Source organism: uncultured Buchnera sp. (genome assembly GCF_913776765.1).
In the GTDB taxonomy this organism is placed as follows: domain Bacteria; phylum Pseudomonadota; class Gammaproteobacteria; order Enterobacterales; family Enterobacteriaceae; genus Buchnera; species Buchnera aphidicola_AO.
On sequence record NZ_CAJYPO010000001.1, the window covers coordinates 104399 to 121054 of the forward strand.

Consider the following 16656-nt stretch of genomic DNA (forward strand, 5'->3'; position numbering starts at 1 on the left):
ACGTCGAATTAATTTTGTTTTTATCGTTGTACATATGTTTTTATATTTTATATTTAAAGTGAAAAATATTAATTATTAATACATTAATAATCGTATAATAGAATAAATATCGTTAATATATTTTAGGAAAAATTTTATGAAAAAAAAAATACATCCAGCTTATTCTCAAATAACAGCTACTTGTTCGTGTGGAAATGTAATTGAAATTTTTTCAACCGTTAATCTAAATCTAAATTTAGATATATGTGCAAAATGTCATCCATTTTATACAGGAAAACAAAGAATTATTGATACCGGAGGACGAGTTGAAAGATTTAAAAAACGTTTTAAACTGATTAAGAAAGATACGATATAAATTGTATTTTAATTTATAACCTTTTAAATTTAAGCATCTTAAATAATATTTTAGATGCTTAAGATAATTTTTAAAATTTTTGTTTTAAAGTTTTATTTACGTATCTCTCAAATTAGAGAGAAATGCATCTTGAAAATAATTTTTTAAAGCAATGTAAATCGCGTTTGCAATTTTATTTTGATATTCGTTGGTTCTTAATTTTTTTTCTTCTGAAAAATTTGTGATAAATCCTGTTTCTATTAACATAGATGGTGTATTTATAGCGCTTAATATTCCTAAACTAGCATAATTTGGATATGTTTTGTCTATTTTTATAATTTTTTTAAATTGTTGAAATATGTACTTAGACAAGTTAATTTCCATTTTTTGAAAATTATTAAATTGTAAATCGAGAATAGTTTTTTTTAAAAAAAAATCATATTTTTTCTTTTGAATTATATTTTGAATGTTTTTCGGAAAATATATGTTTTCTTTTTTATTTTTTATAAAATCATTGATTTCACGATGCATTCTATCATTATTAGTAATCCAGATTGATGCACCTGATACATATTTTTTTTTAGAAGAATCTACATGGATAGATATTAAAAAACTTACATGATTTTTTTTTACAAAATCTTTTCTTTTTTTCAACGAAACGTACGAATCATCATTTCGTGTTAAAACTGGATAAAATAGATTACTATTTTTTAATAAATTCTTAAGTTTTATTGCAATTTTTAAAGTTATTTTTTTTTCTTGTAATCCTAGACTATTTATTGCCCCTGGATCTTGTCCTCCGTGTCCTGGATCAATGACTATAATAAATTTCTTCAATAGTTTTTTAAAAATTTTTTTATTTTTTTGGATTTTTTTTACATTTTTAAAAAAAAATAATTATTTTTATGTGAATTGTCTTTTTTATAATTAATTTTATTTAATTTATCTGCAGATTGTACTTGAAAGGTAATTAATAAAATAGAAAACATTATCCATTTATAAAAAGAACAAAAAATCATAAATTTTCCTTATCTATAATATTAATTTTTAGATTGATAATATGCAAAAATATAAATGGAGCGGGAAACGAGATTCGAACTCGCGACCCCAACCTTGGCAAGGTTGTGCTCTACCGACTGAGCTATTCCCGCAAAATTTTATAATTATAATTTTATGTTCATTGTATTTATTTATATTATATACATAAGGTATATTTATCAAGCTTTCTTTTAAAAAAATATTTTTTTATTTAACATTTTATTAAATAATTTTTTAATTAGAACAATTAAATATTATTTATTATTTTTTAAATATCAAAAAATTTTTTTTTATAAAAACTTAATTCTATTATAGATTCATAAATATCTTCTAATGCTGTATGATTTTTTTTTTTTTTATTTTTTTAGATATAAAAGGATGCCAACGATTTACTAATTCTTTAATAGTACTAACATCTATACATCGATAATGAAAATAATTTTCTAAATTTGGCATATATCGAGCTAAAAATTTTCTATCTTGATAAACACTATTACCACAGATCGGCGATGATTTAATAGGAACCCATTTTTTTAAAAAAAATATGGTTTCATATTCAGCTTGTGATTCATTATACATACTTTTCTGAACTCGTTTTATTAATCCATTCTTTTTGTGTATTTTAGTATTCCATTCATCCATTAGGACTATATGTTTTTCTTTTTGATTAATAGCAATAACTGGACCTTCTGAAATTATATTTAATTTCGTATCTGTAACTACAGTAGCAATTTCAATAATTCGATGTATTTCAGAGTTTAATCCAGTCATTTCTAAATCGATCCAAATAAGATTTTTACTATTAATTGTCATAATTTTTATAAATACATCTTCTTTAGTTTACTATAAAAAACAAAAATTTTTAATTGCATTTTTTTAGTCAAAATTTAATGAATATAGTATAATAGAAAATTAATAAAAAATATATATTTTGATATATACAAAAATTAAAGACAGGCAAAATGAGATGAAAAATATTAATCTTATTGACACTAAATCTTGGAAAGATTTAAAGAGTCATTTTGAAGAAATAAAAAATATTCATTTAAAAGATCTTTTCTTATCTGATTTGAATAGATTTAAAAAATTTTCAATTTTATTCAAAAATGAAATATTAATTGATTTTTCAAAAAATAGAATTACTGACAAAACTTTAACACTTTTATTGAATTTAGCGAAAGAGATGAATGTTAAGTCTGCTATTAAGTTAATGTTTTCTGGATCTAAAATCAATCAAACAGAAAATCGACCCGTATTACATATTGCTTTACGAAATAGAAGTAATTTTCCGATTTTATTAAATGGTTCTAATATTATGTTAGAAGTTAATAACGTACTTAAAAAAATGAAAAATTTTTCAGAATTAGTTATTAATGGAACTTGGAAAGGTTACACTGGAAAATCTATTTCCGATATTGTTAATATAGGTATTGGTGGATCAGATTTAGGACCTTATATGGTTACAGAAGCATTGCGTCCATATAAAAATCATTTAAATATACATTATGTTTCTAACATAGATGGTACTCATCTTTCTGAAGTTTTAAAAAAAATAAATCCTGAAACAACACTTTTTTTAATAGCTTCAAAAACATTTACTACAGATGAAACGATAACTAATGCTAATAGTGCAAAATCTTGGTTTTTGAAACATTCAAAAACGAAGGATACTCTAGATAAACATTTTTTTGCATTATCAGCTAATATAAAAAATGTTTTAAATTTTGGAATTAATGCTAAAAATATTTTTCTATTTTGGGATTGGGTAGGTGGTCGTTTTTCATTATGGTCTTCTGTTGGACTATCTATTATTTTATCTATTGGATTTGATAATTTTGAAAAATTTTTACAAGGAGCCCATGTTATGGATAATCATTTTTATAACACTGAATACAATAAAAATATTCCTATATTACTAGCTCTTATTAGTATCTGGTATACTAACTTTTTTAATGCTGAAACAGAAGCTATATTTCCATATGATCAATATATGCATCGTTTTTCTGCATATTTTCAACAATCTAATATGGAATCTAATGGTAAATCGATTGATAAAAATGGAAATAAAGTATGTTATCAAACTGGACCTATTATCTGGGGTGAACCAGGTACCAATGGTCAACATGCATTTTTTCAGCTTATTCATCAAGGTACTAAATTAATTCCAAGTGATTTTATCATACCTGTTATCTCTCATAATGATTTAGATAATCACCATCTTAAATTAATATCTAATTTTTTAGCTCAAACTCAAGTACTTGCTTTTGGAAAATCTAGAAGTTCTTTTTTAAAAGAATCTGTTTTTTGCAAAACAGACAAAGATAAGTTGAACAAGATTTTATCCTTTAAGATATGTGAAGGAAATAAACCAACTAATTCTATTTTACTAAGAAAAATAACACCTTATAATTTAGGAATATTGATTGCATTATATGAACATAAAATTTTTGTTCAAGGTCATATATTAAATATTTTTAGTTTTGATCAATGGGGTGTTGAAATAGGAAAAAAAGCAGCTAAAAGTATTTATAAAAATATTAATGAAAAAACAAAAAATAGTAAATCTTATGATTCATCAACACAAGGACTTATTGATTTTTATAATTTTTTTACAAATAAATAAAATTATTTTTCTTAGTTTTGAAATTGTCTTTAGTTAAAAATTAAAAATAATTTTTCCTGATTTTTTTTAAATACAAACTTTTAATCTTCTAGAATTAGAATATTATTTTTTGCTAACTTAGATAAGTTTTGTTCAGTTATAGAATTAAAAAAAATCTTTTTGATTCTATTTTTTAAATTTGAGTAAATATTTATGCTTAGATTAATAAGATTACAAATACAAAATTTTGGTCAATTTTTAAGTAATATGATTATGCCTAATATAAGTATATTTATTACATGGGGGATTATGAATGCTTTATTTGTTCCCTTAGGTTGGCAGCCTAATAAAATACTAGCTCAACTAATACCACCTATAATTTTTTATCTTTTACCTATTCTTATTGGATATACTGGAGGCCGATTAATTGCTGGTGAAAGAGGAGGTTTAGTAGGAAGTATTTCTACTATAGGAATGATAACAAGTACAGATATACCTATGTTCCTCGGTGGAATGATTTGTGGTCCATTAGGAGCATGGATAATAAAAGTTTTTGATCAGATAGTTAAAAATCGAATAAAAAGTGGTTTTGAAATGTTAGTTAATAACTTTTCGATTGCAATTATTGGAATGTTTTTAACAATTATTTCGTTTTTTTTAATTGGTCCTTTGATTGAATGGACATCTAATTCTTTAGGATCTATTCTAAAAATAATAATAAATTTTAATTTATTACCTCTTATTGCATTTATAATTGAACCAGCTAAAGTGTTTTTTTTAAACAATGCTATCAACCATGGTATATTTTCTCCCTTGGGAATTCAAGAAATATCAGAAAACAAAAGTTCTTTATTTTTTTTAATAGAATCAAATCCTGGACCGGGACTAGGTGTACTAATAGCTTGCTTTTTTTTTGGAAAAGAAAAATTATATAAATCTTCAGGAGGAGCGGCAATTATTCAATTTCTAGGAGGAATTCATGAAATTTATTTTCCTTATGTATTAATGAAACCAATATTAATGATTTCTTTAATTTTAGGTAGTATGACAAGTATTTTTATGCTTGTTTTTTTTAAAGGAGGATTAATTTCCGCTGTATCACCAGGTTCTATTTTATCTATTTTAGCAATGACAAAAAAAGGTTTATATTTCGCAAACTGTATTTCTGTATTCTCTTCTTTTCTCATTTCTTTTCTTAGTGCAGCTCTATTTTTTAAAATTAATTTAGGTAGAAAAAAAGAACATAATAAAATATCTACAGAATCATTTAAAAAAAATTTATATCCTATGAAGAAAAAAGGTGATCAAAAATACGATTTTATAAAAAAAATTAAAAATATTCAAAAAATTAAAAATATTATAATTGCTTGTGATGCTGGTATGGGATCTAGTGCGATGGGTGCAAGTATTCTTCGTAAAAAAATAGAAAATAAAAATTTAACACATATTTCTATATCAAATATTGCTCTGAATTTATTACCTAAAAACGCAGATTTAGTTATTACACATGAAAAATTAACTTGCCGTGCTAAAAAATATGCTCCTAATTCTCAGCATATATCATTAAAAAATTTTCTCGATAATGATTTTTATACTACTTTAGTAACACAATTAGATGAAAAAAAAGATTTTTATAAAAAAAATAATATTCAAGATAAAAAAGATAATTTTTTCGAAAAAAATATTAATTCTAATAAAGAAATTCAATCAAAAAATTTTTTTCAAATAAGTAAAAAAAATATTTTTCTTAATCAACATGCTAAAAATAAACAAGAAGCCATCAAAATTGTTGGTAAATATTTAGTAGAACAAGGATATGTTAAAACAGATTATATTGACGCAATGCTTGATCGAGAAAAAATTGCCTCAACTTGGTTAGGCCAATCTGTAGCGTTACCACATGGTACTATAGAAGCTAAAGATTCTATTTTAAAAACTGGAGTAATTTTTTGTCAATTCCCTGAAGGTGTTCATTTTGGAGAAAATATTGATGATATTGCATATCTTGTTATCGGTATTGCTGCAAAAAATAATGAACATATTATAGTAGTCAGTAATATTACTAATGCATTAGATGATCAAGATATTATCACTAGACTATCAAAAACGAAAAGTGTAAACGAAGTTTTGTCATATTTAAACTCAAACGTTAAAAAAAATTAATTTTAATTGGAATAATTTCATGCAAGCTTTACATTTTGGAGCAGGAAATATTGGACGAGGTTTTGTTGCAAGGGCATTGTCAAAGTCTGGTTTTAATTTAATATTTTCGGATGTAAATCAGAATATAATCGATTCTATTAATAACTATAAAAAATATAAAATTAAATTAGTAAGTAATAGTGTTGAAAAAATTGTAGATATAAATAACATTAGTGCTATAAATTTTTATGATCCAAATATTTTAAATATTATTTCTAATACTGATCTTATTACAACAGCAGTTGGAGTTAACGCACTTCATAAAATTGCTTCTATTCTTATAAAAGGAATTGTTTTAAGAATTAATTCAAAGTGTAATAAACCATTAAATATAATTGCTTGTGAAAATAAAATTAAAGCAACTTCTTTTTTAAGAGATATTATTTTTGATAAAATTCCTATTAAATATTATGATTATTTTAATGAATATATTGGTTTTGTAGATTGTAGTATTGATACAATTATACCAACATTTTCTTTTTCTAAACAAGAAAATCCTTTATTTTTAATTGCTGAAAATTTTAAAGAATGGATTGTTGACGTAAATCAATTTAAAGGCATAATACCTAAAATTGTTGATATGACATTAAGTGATAATTTGATATCTTTTATAGATAGAAAAATTTTAACTCTTAATACAGGTCATGCTATAGCTGCATACTTAGGTTTAATGAAGAATTATAGAACTATATCTGAAGCAATCTCAGATTGTAATATAGAAAAAATTGTAAAAAATGCTATGAACGAAAGTGGATCAGTATTAATTAAGCGTTATAACTTTAATAAAAAAGATCATCTGTCTTACATTGATAAAATTTTTATTCGTTTTAAAAATCCTTTTTTATTGGATAAACTGGAACGTATTGCACGAAATCCACTACAAAAATTAAGTAAAAATGAACGATTAATACGTCCTTTTTTAGGAGCGATAAAATATCAGTTGCCATATTCTAATTTAGTTCAAGGTATTGTGGCAGCATTACATTATCGAAATATAAATGATTTAGAATCAATTAAATTATCTTCTTTTATCAAAGAATACGGACTTGAAGAAACTTTAGTTAAAGTATGTAACTTGGATATAAAAAGAAAGGAAATTAGTATAATTATTTCAGCATATTATTCTATATTAAAAAACTTTTTGTAAATTTATGCTAAAAATTATTTTTTTATAATTTTAGAGAATCAGGTCAAATGTTGCCTATTCGTATATTACCAACTAATTTATCTAGTCAAATTTCAGCTGGAGAAGTAATTGAAAGACCATCATCTGTCATTAAAGAACTTTTAGAAAACAGTATTGATGCTAAAGCAAAAAATATTGATATTAGTATCAAAAAGAGTGGTCTTCAATCTATAATAGTGAAAGATGATGGTTTTGGTATTGAAAAAGACCAATTATTACTTGCAATTTCACGTCATGCTACTAGTAAAATCAATACTCTTTTGGATTTAGATCATATTAACACGTTTGGTTTTAGAGGAGAAGCTTTAGCTAGTATTCGCGCAGTTTCAAGGCTTAAATTAATTTCATGTTCTAAAAATAGTAACATAGCATGGAGTATATATTCAGAAGGATTTTCTAATCACACTTTATTACAGCCAATTGCTCATCCATTTGGAACTAGTGTAGTAGTAGAGAATTTATTCTATAATATTCCTGTTCGTCTTAAATTTATAAAAAATGAAAGATTGGAATTTCTAAAAATTTGTGAAACAATAAAAAAAATAGCTTTATCTCATTTTGATATCAATATTTGTTTTAAAAAAAATAGAAAGCTGTATTTATCGTATAACGCAGTAAAAAAAAGTGATGATAAAATTTTTCGATTAAAAACAATATTTAATCAAATTGACATAAATTATGTTTTAGAAATTAAAGAAAAAATACATCATATTACATTGTTTGGATGGTTAATTTTTCCTCCATTACTTTCAAGTTCTTTTAAAAAAATACAATATTGCTATGTTAATAATCGATTTGTTTGTAATGATCTTGTAAACAATGCTATTTTTAATGCTTTGTATGAAACGATAGGAAATAAAAAAAGTGTATCATTTGTTTTATACATTACTTTACCTTCTCATGAAATAGACGTTAACATTCATCCTACTAAAAATGAAATTAAATTTCATAAAGCTAATATTATTTATCTTTTTTTATATAAATCTGTTTTATCTAATTTAAAAAAATCAAAAATTAAATATTTTTCAAGTAACTTTTTTCCAAAAATTAATTTTGAAAAATGCAAAAAGAATAATTCTTGTTCATTAATTATTAATTCAGTATCTAAAAATAGTCTTGAATACGAAAAAAAAATTTTATACAAAAATATAATGTCAAATTATTTTTTTAACATCAATGCTAAAAGATTTTTAAAAGAACATTGTTTTTCTTTTGGAAAATTATTAATCGTTTTTAAAAAATATTATGGATTAATATATTTTTTTGATACTTTCTCATTAATTTCTTTTCCTTTAGCAAAAAAAATAGTTGAACAATATAAATTACGTAATGCTATTAAAAATAATGTTATACCTGAAAATTTTTTATATAATTTTTCCTTTTTTACTACTCTTGAACAGAGTAAAATATTAGCTAACAATTCAAAATTGTTGTTAAAATTTGGATTTAATTTTGTTTTTCAAGAAACACATTTTTTTTTAAAAACTATTCCTAACTTTTTAAAAAATCAAAATCTTGATATATTTTTATCTGATTTTTTTACATTTATTTTTTTTAAAAAAAAACTGTGTGTTAAAGATGTAATTAAATGGCTTGATATTAATATATTAGTAGAAAAAAATCCTTGGAATTATGAGGATGGAATTTCAATTTTGTTAGAGATAGAATATTTTTATCCCTCTATATTTAAAAAACCTCCATTTAAACTATTACAAAAAATAAATATTAATGAAGCATTATGCATATTAAAAGTATAAATTCTAATAAAGAACAAAAACCTATTGTTTTTTTTTTAATGGGTCCTACTGGATGCGGCAAAAGTAAATTTACTATTTATCTTAGAAAATATTTACCAATAGAAATAATTAGTGTAGATTCTGCGTTAATTTATCGATATATGGATATTGGTACAGATAAGCCACATCCTATAGATTTAAAAAATCATCCTCATCGCTTGTTAAATATTAAAGATCCTAGTGAAATTTATTCTGCTGCAGAATTTAGAACAGATGTTTTAAAAGAAATTTCCAATATTTTAAACATAGGTAAAATACCCTTTCTTGTTGGAGGTACAATGTTTTATTATAAAACATTGTTATATGGAATATCTAATTTACCAGCATCTAATATTAAAATTCGTCAATATTTATTAAGTAAAAAAAAAACAACAGAAATTTTTTATACGAAAAATTAAATTTGATAGATCCTATATCTGCCAATCGCATTCATAAAAATGATTTTCAAAGATTATTAAGAGCGTTAGAAGTTTTTTATATATCTGGAAAAACTTTGACCTCTTTAAAAGAAAAAAAAATTTCTCATTTACTGCCGTATAATATTATTCAATTTTCTATAATGCCGAAAAATCAAAAATGGTTACATGAAAAAATTGAATCACGTGTACATAAGATGTTGAAATTAGGTTTTCAAAAAGAAGTAGAAAGCTTGTTTTTTAGAAAAGATATACATAAAAATTTACCATCTATGAGATGTATAGGATATCGTCAAATGTGGGAATATCTTGAATATCAAATTAGCTATGAAGAAATGTTTAATAAAATTGTTTTTGCAACAAGAAAATTAGCTAAAAATCAAATAACATGGTTAAAAAAATGGAAAAACGTGTATTATTTACATACTAATGATCCAAATTCACTTTTTATTCAGATGTTAGATATTCTTGAAAAAAATTTAAATTTAATATTTCATTGTTAAATTTTGATAAAAAATTATATTTTTAAAAAATTTTCTCAATATTTTTGAAAAAAATTTTTTATTTTTTAATTAATTTTGTTCAATTATTTTTTTAAAAATTTATAAAAAAAATACAGTTTTCATACTGTAAAATATAGGATATATTATTTCTATTTGTGTTTTTTTAAAAATTGATAAGTATTAAAACTAATAATATGAGGCACAAAATGGCCTGGAATAAACCTAATGATAATGAGCCAGAGCTTGATCCGTGGGGGAAAAAGAATAGTCAAGAAAAAAATGGTTCAAAAAATCAAGATGAACGAAAAAATCATAATAAAAAAACTATATTAGATTTTAAGAAATTTTTATATAATATTAATAATATAGTTAATAAAACAGCTAATTCTTCAAATTCACCAAAAAATAAAATTAATCCATTTTTAATAATAGTTTTTGTATCTTTTTTTATTTGGTGTTTTAGTGGATTTTATACAATTAAAGAAGCTGAGCGTGGAGTTGTTACTACTTTTGGTAAATTTAATCATTTAGTTGAGCCAGGATTAAATTGGAGACCGGTTTTTATTAATGAAGTCAAAGCGGTAAATGTTGAAACTGTTCGTGAATTAGCAACATCAGGTGTTATGTTAACTGCAGACGAAAATGTAGTACGTGTAGAAATGAATGTACAGTATAAAATTACTAATCCTGCTAATTATCTTTTTTCTGTTGCTTATCCAGATGATAGCTTACGTCAAGCTACTGATAGTGCACTGCGTGGAGTTATTGGACATTCGACTATGGATCGAGTTTTAACCGAAGGACGTACTCTGGTCCGAAGTGATACTCAGAAAGAAATTGAAGAAACAATTAAACCTTATAAGTTAGGAATAACCATATTAGATGTAAATTTTCAAACAGCCAGACCTCCAGAAGAAGTTAAAGCTGCTTTTGATGATGCTATTGCAGCTCGAGAAAATCGTGAACAATATGTACGTGAAGCTGAGGCCTATGCAAATGAAGTTCAACCAAAAGCTCATGGAAAAGCACAGAGAATTTTAGAAGAAGCGAAAGCATATTCTTCACGAATTATATTAGAAGCTCAAGGAGAGGTGGTTCGTTTTTTAAAAATTCTTCCCGAATATAGAAAGAATAAAGAAATGACATTAAAACGTTTTTATATAGAATCAATGGAAAGATTATTAAGTAAAACTAAGAAAATTTATATAGATGAAAAAAATCATTCAAAATTATTTTTATCTTTAAATAATTTTTTTAATCAACAAGAATTCAACAAAAAAGATTTTTTTAATAATCAAATTAATTTAAGTAAAAACCATCCCTATTCTTTTCAAAAAGATAAAGAAATTAATAATCTTCCTTCATCGTCTCCTAATAGTTTTTTTAAAAAACGTCGTATAGAGTCTATACGCAGTAATATCAAAAATATAGAAAGAGAATGAAAATATGAATAAAATAGTTATTTGTATATTAAGTTTTTTTCTTCTTATTTTTTCATCTTCTTTTTTTATTATTAAAGAAGGAGAACGTGGAATTATACTTCAGTTCGGAAAAGTTTTAAGAAATAATCAACAAAAAACTTTAGTTTATACACCTGGACTGCATTTTAAGATCCCTTTTTTAGAAAAGGTTAAAATATTAGATTCGCGTATTCATACTATGGACAATCAAGCAGATCGTTTCGTGACGAAAGAAAAAAAAGATCTTATTGTTGATTCCTATATTAAATGGCGTATTAGTGATTTTAATCGTTATTATTTGGCTACTGGAGGAGGAGATGTTTTTCAAGCTGAAGTTTTATTAAAAAGAAAATTTAGCGATCGATTACGTTCTGAAATAGGATGTCTTAACGTCAAAGAAATCGTAACTGATTCAAGAGGTAGATTAACGACAGATGTTCTTTATGCCTTAAATAAAGGAACAACAAATTTAGATAATACGTCACTGATTAATGTAAATAGTATGAAAGCTTTAGGTATTGAAGTCGTTGATGTTCGTATTAAACAAATTAATTTACCTATAGAAGTATCTGATGCTATATATAATAGGATGAGAGCAGAAAGAGAAGCGGTAGCTAGAAGTCAACGTTCTCAAGGACAAGAAAAAGCAGAAAAATTACGTGCAACAGCAGATTATAAAGTTTCTATGATATTAGCAGAAGCACAAAAAAAAGCTTTAATAATAAAAGGTCAAGGAGAAGCTGAAGTGACAAAATTATTTTCAGAAAATTTTGGTCAAGAATCTTCTTTTTATTTTTTTATTCGTAGTTTACATGCTTATGAGAATAGTTTTAAAAATAGTGATAATATAATGTTAATTAATTCAGACAACGAATTTTTTAAATATATGAATAAAATAATAAAATATTAAAAGTGTATTTTAAAAAACTAATAAAATAGGTGTTTTAAAAATATGAATAAAAACATTGTAATATTAGGTACTCAATGGGGCGATGAAGGTAAAGGAAAAATAGTTGATTTTTTATCTTCAAATAGTTCTTATGTAGTAAGATATCATGGAGGACACAATGCAGGTCATACCTTGGTAGTAAATGGAAAAAAAATTATTCTTCATTTAATTCCATCAGGATTGTTATATCCTAATGTGATTGGAATTATTTCAAACGGAGTAGTGATTTCTCCATTTGAATTAGTTAAAGAAATAGAAATGTTAGAAAAAAATAACTATTCTATCAAAGAACGTCTTTTTATTTCTGAATCAGCTCCTTTAATATTACCCTATCATATTGCAATGGACTTAGCCCGTGAGAAAAAATTAGGAATTAATGCAATTGGTACAACAGGACGTGGCATTGGTCCTGCATATGAAGATAAAATAGCACGTCGCGCTTTACGAATAGGAGATTTAAAAAATATAAAAAAATTATCTGTGAAATTAGAAGTAATAGTTGATTATTATAATAATCAATTAGTATCATTTTATAAACAAAAATCAATTTCTTATAAAGAAATTTTAAAGGATTTATTAAAAGTAAAAGATCTAATCTTTAATATGATTAAAGACACTTCTACTATTTTACATAAAGCAATTAAAAATAAAAAAAGAATTATTTTTGAAGGTGCTCAAGGTACTCTTTTAGATATTGATCATGGTACATATCCATATGTTACTTCTTCTAATAGTACCACAGGTGGTGTAATTACTGGTACAGGAATTGGACCTAAAAATTTAGGTTATATATTAGGAATTACTAAAGCATATACAACAAGAGTTGGAAAAGGACCATTTCCCACTGAATTATTTGATGATATAGATGATTATCTTTCTAAAAAAGGAAAAGAGTTCGGATCTACAACTGGTCGTAAAAGACGTACTGGATGGCTTGATGGTGTTGCTTTACGCTACGCTGTTAAAATTAATTCTTTATCTGCGTTATGTGTAACAAAATTAGATGTTTTAGACGATTTAGAAGAAATAAAAATTTGTATATCTTACAAAAACATTAATACTTCAAAAATTTATAAGGATTTTTCTATTTTTAATTTAGAAAACATAACTCCGGTATATGAAACACATCCAGGATGGAAAGAAAAAACATCAGGTATAAAAAGAATAGAAGATCTGCCTGAAGCAGCTCGTAATTATATAAAACGCATTGAAGAAATAGCACAAATTCCTGTTGATATAATTTCTACAGGACCAGATCGTTCTGATACTATTTTAGTAAAAACTTTGTTCTTTTAAAAGACAATTTTAATAATCATTTTCATATTTTTTTATAAAAAAATGTTAAAAAATTAATGGTTATTAATTAATAACAAATTAATTTAATAAAAACATATATTATAAAATAATATAACTGGAGAAGTAAATATGGTAGTAGATTCCTACCAAAAAAAAGAAACTAAGAAATATAAAAATTTTATCCCGAGTCGAGAACAAATTTTATTTTTATTAAAAAAAGCTAAAGATTTAATAAGTCAAAAAAATTTGGAAAAAAAATTTAGTGTTAATAATCAAGAAGAAAAAAAAGCGTTGCGTCGAAGATTAAGAGCAATGGAACGAGACGGTCAAATTATATACACTCGCAATCGTTGTTACATTACTCCAGAAAATTTAAAAATAGTTACAGGTAAAGTTATAGGTCATAGAGATGGTTACGGTTTTCTTAGAACAGAAACATTTAAAGATGATCTATGGCTCTCAATAGAACAAATGAAATTGTGTATTCATGGTGATATTATTCTAGCACATATTGTAAAATCTGATAGAAAAGGAAGAAATTCAGCGAAAGTATTAAAAATATTACAACCAAATAATGTATTAATTGTAGGTAGATATTGCATTGATAATAAAAAAAAATTTGTCATTCCAAATGATAGTCGATTTAATTTTAAAATATTTATTTTTGATTCACTTGTTTCTAATGAAAATATTTCTATAGGAACAATTGTAGTAGTTAAATTAAAAGAAAATTCTACAAAAAAAAGTAAAATAAAAGGAACTATAGTAGAAATTCTTGGAAAAGAAATGGGAACAGATTTAGCTATAAATATAGCATTACGAACACATTGTATTCCTCATTTATGGTCAAAAGAAGTTGAACGTCAATTACGTGAAATAAACGATAAGATCAATCAAAAAGATTTTAAAAATCGTGTAGATTTAAGACACATTCCATTTTTTACAATTGATGAAGAAGATGCTCGTGATTTTGACGATGCTGTTTTTTGTAAAAAAAAAACTAATGGAACAAAAGGGTGGAAATTGTGGGTAGCTATTTCTGATGTTAGTTACTATGTTAAACCTGATACGGCTTTAGATAAAGCTGCCTCAAAAAGAGGTACTTCCGTTTATTTTCCTTCCTTAGTTATACCTATGCTACCAGAAAAAATATCTGTAGATGTCTGCTCTTTAAATCCTCATGTAGAACGTTTATCTTTAATATGTGAAATGAATTTATCTAATAAGGGAGAATTAATTGAATATAAACATTATGAAGCTGTCATATGTTCTCACGGACGTTTTACATATAATGAAATATTTAAAATTTGGAATGGCGATATTGAACTTCGTTTTAAATATAAAAAATTATTAAAATATATTCAGAATTTATCATCCTTACAAAAAATTTTAAAAAAATATAATATTTCTAAAAGAGGTATCTATTTTGAAAATATAGAAGCTAAATTTACATTAGATTTTAATTTTAGAATCAAAAATATTTATCAAAATATTCGAAATGATGCACATAAATTTATTGAATCATGTATGATTTTAGCAAATATAGCTTCAGCTGAATTTGTTAAAAAATATAAACATCCAGTTTTATTTCGAAATCATGATCGTCCTACTAAAGATAGTATTGTTAATTTTCGATCAGTTTTAAAAAAATTAGGATTATCTTTGTTAGGAGGAGAAATACCAGAATCTATGCATTATTCAGATTTATTAAAAAATATTTCAAACCGTCCTGATTACGAAATGATTCAAACTATATTGTTACGTTCTATGAAACAAGCTGTATATTCGCCTGATAATCGTGGTCACTTTGGTTTATCTTTATCTAGCTATGTCCATTTTACTTCTCCTATTAGGCGATATCCTGATCTTTTAGTTCATAGAGTTATTAAACACTTATTACTAAAAGAAAAAAATTTATCTGAATATGATTTATATAATCTTAATGAAGTAAAAAAAATAGGTCTTCATTGTTCGATGACAGAAAGACGTGCAGATGAAGCTACTAGAGATGTTGTAGACTGGTTAAAATGTGATTTTATGCAAAAAAAAATTGGATATACACTTACAGGAGTTATTTCTAATGTCACTTCATTTGGTTTCTTTGTACGTTTAAATCAATTTTTTATTGATGGATTAGTTCATATAGCAACTTTAATTGATGATTATTATTATTTTGATTCTATTGGATTAAAACTTATCGGTAAGTCAAGTAAAAACACCTATTGTCTTGGCGACACTCTGAAAGTAAAAGTTATTGCTGTTAATTTAAATGAACGTAAGATAGAATTATCTTTATGCATGTCTTGTTAGTTTTTATTTAAAAAGAATAATTGTTTAAAAAACGAAATTTTATTGATTTTTTTTTAAAATTAAAATACCATATATATAAAATTAGCTATAATTTTTTTATAAAAGTTCCTTGCTTCCTTGGAAAATAGCTATAAACAATAAGGAAGCTAAAAAATCCACAAGGAGCATTTTTAAATGCGTCATTATGAAATAATTTTTATGATTCATCCAGACTACAGTGAAAAAGTTTCTACAATAATTGAAAAATATAAAAAAATTATCCATGATAACTTTGGAGTTATACATCGTTTAGAAGATTGGGGTAGACGACAATTATCTTATCCCATTAACAAATTACATAAAGCACATTATATTCTGCTAAACATAGAAACCTCTCCTAATACTATTAGTTTATTAGAGACAGACTTTCGTTTTAATAATGCAGTTATTAGAAATATTATTATATCTGTAAAAAAAGCAATAAATGAAGTATCACCAGTCATGAAGTTAAAAGAAGAAAAAAAAGATAAAAAATAATAGTGATTTAGTCATAATTTTTATTTAATTTTTTATAAAAAGGTTTTA

At 24.3% G+C, this 16656-nt stretch carries 12 protein-coding genes, 1 tRNA gene and 2 pseudogenes; 11 read left to right on the top strand and 4 right to left on the bottom strand.

Annotated elements, in window-relative coordinates; genetic code table 11:
* Positions 1 to 136: 136 nt before the first annotated feature.
* On the top strand, positions 137 to 355 hold the full coding sequence (gene rpmE / locus QZ401_RS00520) for a 50S ribosomal protein L31 (RefSeq protein ID WP_295164037.1): 219 nt from the start codon (positions 137 to 139) through the stop codon (positions 353 to 355).
* Between the two features lie 96 nt (positions 356 to 451).
* On the opposite strand, the gene QZ401_RS00525 is transcribed toward rpmE, so the two are convergent.
* The 4 genes and pseudogenes from QZ401_RS00525 to orn all read right to left on the bottom strand — a co-directional run bounded on the left by QZ401_RS00525 (position 452) and on the right by orn (position 2185).
* On the bottom strand, positions 452 to 1186 hold the full coding sequence (locus QZ401_RS00525) for an N-acetylmuramoyl-L-alanine amidase (RefSeq protein WP_295164844.1): 735 nt from the start codon (positions 1184 to 1186) through the stop codon (positions 452 to 454).
* A 23-nt stretch (positions 1187 to 1209) separates the two neighbouring features.
* Positions 1210 to 1353, bottom strand: coding sequence for a hypothetical protein (locus QZ401_RS00530; protein ID WP_295164038.1), 144 nt, complete (start codon positions 1351 to 1353; stop codon positions 1210 to 1212).
* 56 nt (positions 1354 to 1409) lie between these two features.
* Positions 1410 to 1485, bottom strand: a tRNA-Gly gene (locus QZ401_RS00535).
* A gap of 155 nt (positions 1486 to 1640) precedes the next feature.
* A pseudogene (orn, locus tag QZ401_RS00540) lies at positions 1641 to 2185 on the bottom strand (oligoribonuclease).
* Positions 2186 to 2339: 154 nt separating this feature from the next.
* On the opposite strand from orn, the gene pgi reads away from it, so the two are divergent.
* The 10 genes and pseudogenes from pgi to rpsF all read left to right on the top strand — a co-directional run bounded on the left by pgi (position 2340) and on the right by rpsF (position 16608).
* Positions 2340 to 3995, top strand: coding sequence for a glucose-6-phosphate isomerase (pgi, locus tag QZ401_RS00545; RefSeq protein ID WP_295164040.1), 1656 nt, complete (start codon positions 2340 to 2342; stop codon positions 3993 to 3995).
* A 192-nt stretch (positions 3996 to 4187) separates the two neighbouring features.
* A complete protein-coding gene (locus QZ401_RS00550; RefSeq protein WP_295164043.1) occupies positions 4188 to 6137 on the top strand; it encodes a PTS mannitol transporter subunit IICBA in 1950 nt (649 codons plus the stop codon).
* Between the two features lie 19 nt (positions 6138 to 6156).
* Complete coding sequence (locus tag QZ401_RS00555; RefSeq protein ID WP_295164045.1) at positions 6157 to 7323, top strand: mannitol-1-phosphate 5-dehydrogenase; 1167 nt, start codon at positions 6157 to 6159, stop codon at positions 7321 to 7323.
* Between the two features lie 50 nt (positions 7324 to 7373).
* Complete coding sequence (gene mutL, locus QZ401_RS00560; protein WP_366664890.1) at positions 7374 to 9119, top strand: DNA mismatch repair endonuclease MutL; 1746 nt, start codon at positions 7374 to 7376, stop codon at positions 9117 to 9119.
* Positions 9120 to 9157: 38 nt separating this feature from the next.
* Positions 9158 to 10077, top strand: a pseudogene (gene miaA, locus QZ401_RS00565) (tRNA (adenosine(37)-N6)-dimethylallyltransferase MiaA).
* Between the two features lie 206 nt (positions 10078 to 10283).
* Positions 10284 to 11519 carry an FtsH protease activity modulator HflK gene (gene hflK, locus QZ401_RS00570; RefSeq protein WP_295164049.1) on the top strand — a complete coding sequence of 412 codons (1236 nt, stop codon included), beginning with the start codon at positions 10284 to 10286 and terminating at the stop codon, positions 11517 to 11519.
* A gap of 4 nt (positions 11520 to 11523) precedes the next feature.
* On the top strand, positions 11524 to 12447 hold the full coding sequence (gene hflC, locus QZ401_RS00575) for a protease modulator HflC (protein WP_295164051.1): 924 nt from the start codon (positions 11524 to 11526) through the stop codon (positions 12445 to 12447).
* Between the two features lie 42 nt (positions 12448 to 12489).
* Positions 12490 to 13782 (top strand): adenylosuccinate synthase, encoded by a 1293-nt coding sequence (locus QZ401_RS00580; protein WP_295164053.1) that lies wholly within the window; start codon positions 12490 to 12492, stop codon positions 13780 to 13782.
* Positions 13783 to 13911: 129 nt separating this feature from the next.
* A complete protein-coding gene (rnr, locus tag QZ401_RS00585) occupies positions 13912 to 16092 on the top strand; it encodes a ribonuclease R (protein ID WP_295164054.1) in 2181 nt (726 codons plus the stop codon).
* 174 nt (positions 16093 to 16266) lie between these two features.
* Positions 16267 to 16608, top strand: coding sequence for a 30S ribosomal protein S6 (gene rpsF / locus QZ401_RS00590; protein ID WP_295164056.1), 342 nt, complete (start codon positions 16267 to 16269; stop codon positions 16606 to 16608).
* The last annotated feature ends 48 nt before the right edge of the window (positions 16609 to 16656 follow it).

What these genes read in the sequence shown, in the direction of transcription:
- rpmE (WP_295164037.1), top strand. Translation starts at nt 137, where the DNA reads ATGAAAAAAAAAATACATCCAGCTTATTCTCAAATAACAGCTACTTGT.
- QZ401_RS00530 (WP_295164038.1), bottom strand. Translation starts at nt 1,353, where the DNA reads ATGATTTTTTGTTCTTTTTATAAATGGATAATGTTTTCTATTTTATTA.
- pgi (WP_295164040.1), top strand. Translation starts at nt 2,340, where the DNA reads ATGAAAAATATTAATCTTATTGACACTAAATCTTGGAAAGATTTAAAG.
- QZ401_RS00550 (WP_295164043.1), top strand. Translation starts at nt 4,188, where the DNA reads ATGCTTAGATTAATAAGATTACAAATACAAAATTTTGGTCAATTTTTA.
- QZ401_RS00555 (WP_295164045.1), top strand. Translation starts at nt 6,157, where the DNA reads ATGCAAGCTTTACATTTTGGAGCAGGAAATATTGGACGAGGTTTTGTT.
- hflK (WP_295164049.1), top strand. Translation starts at nt 10,284, where the DNA reads ATGGCCTGGAATAAACCTAATGATAATGAGCCAGAGCTTGATCCGTGG.
- hflC (WP_295164051.1), top strand. Translation starts at nt 11,524, where the DNA reads ATGAATAAAATAGTTATTTGTATATTAAGTTTTTTTCTTCTTATTTTT.
- QZ401_RS00580 (WP_295164053.1), top strand. Translation starts at nt 12,490, where the DNA reads ATGAATAAAAACATTGTAATATTAGGTACTCAATGGGGCGATGAAGGT.
- rnr (WP_295164054.1), top strand. Translation starts at nt 13,912, where the DNA reads ATGGTAGTAGATTCCTACCAAAAAAAAGAAACTAAGAAATATAAAAAT.
- rpsF (WP_295164056.1), top strand. Translation starts at nt 16,267, where the DNA reads ATGCGTCATTATGAAATAATTTTTATGATTCATCCAGACTACAGTGAA.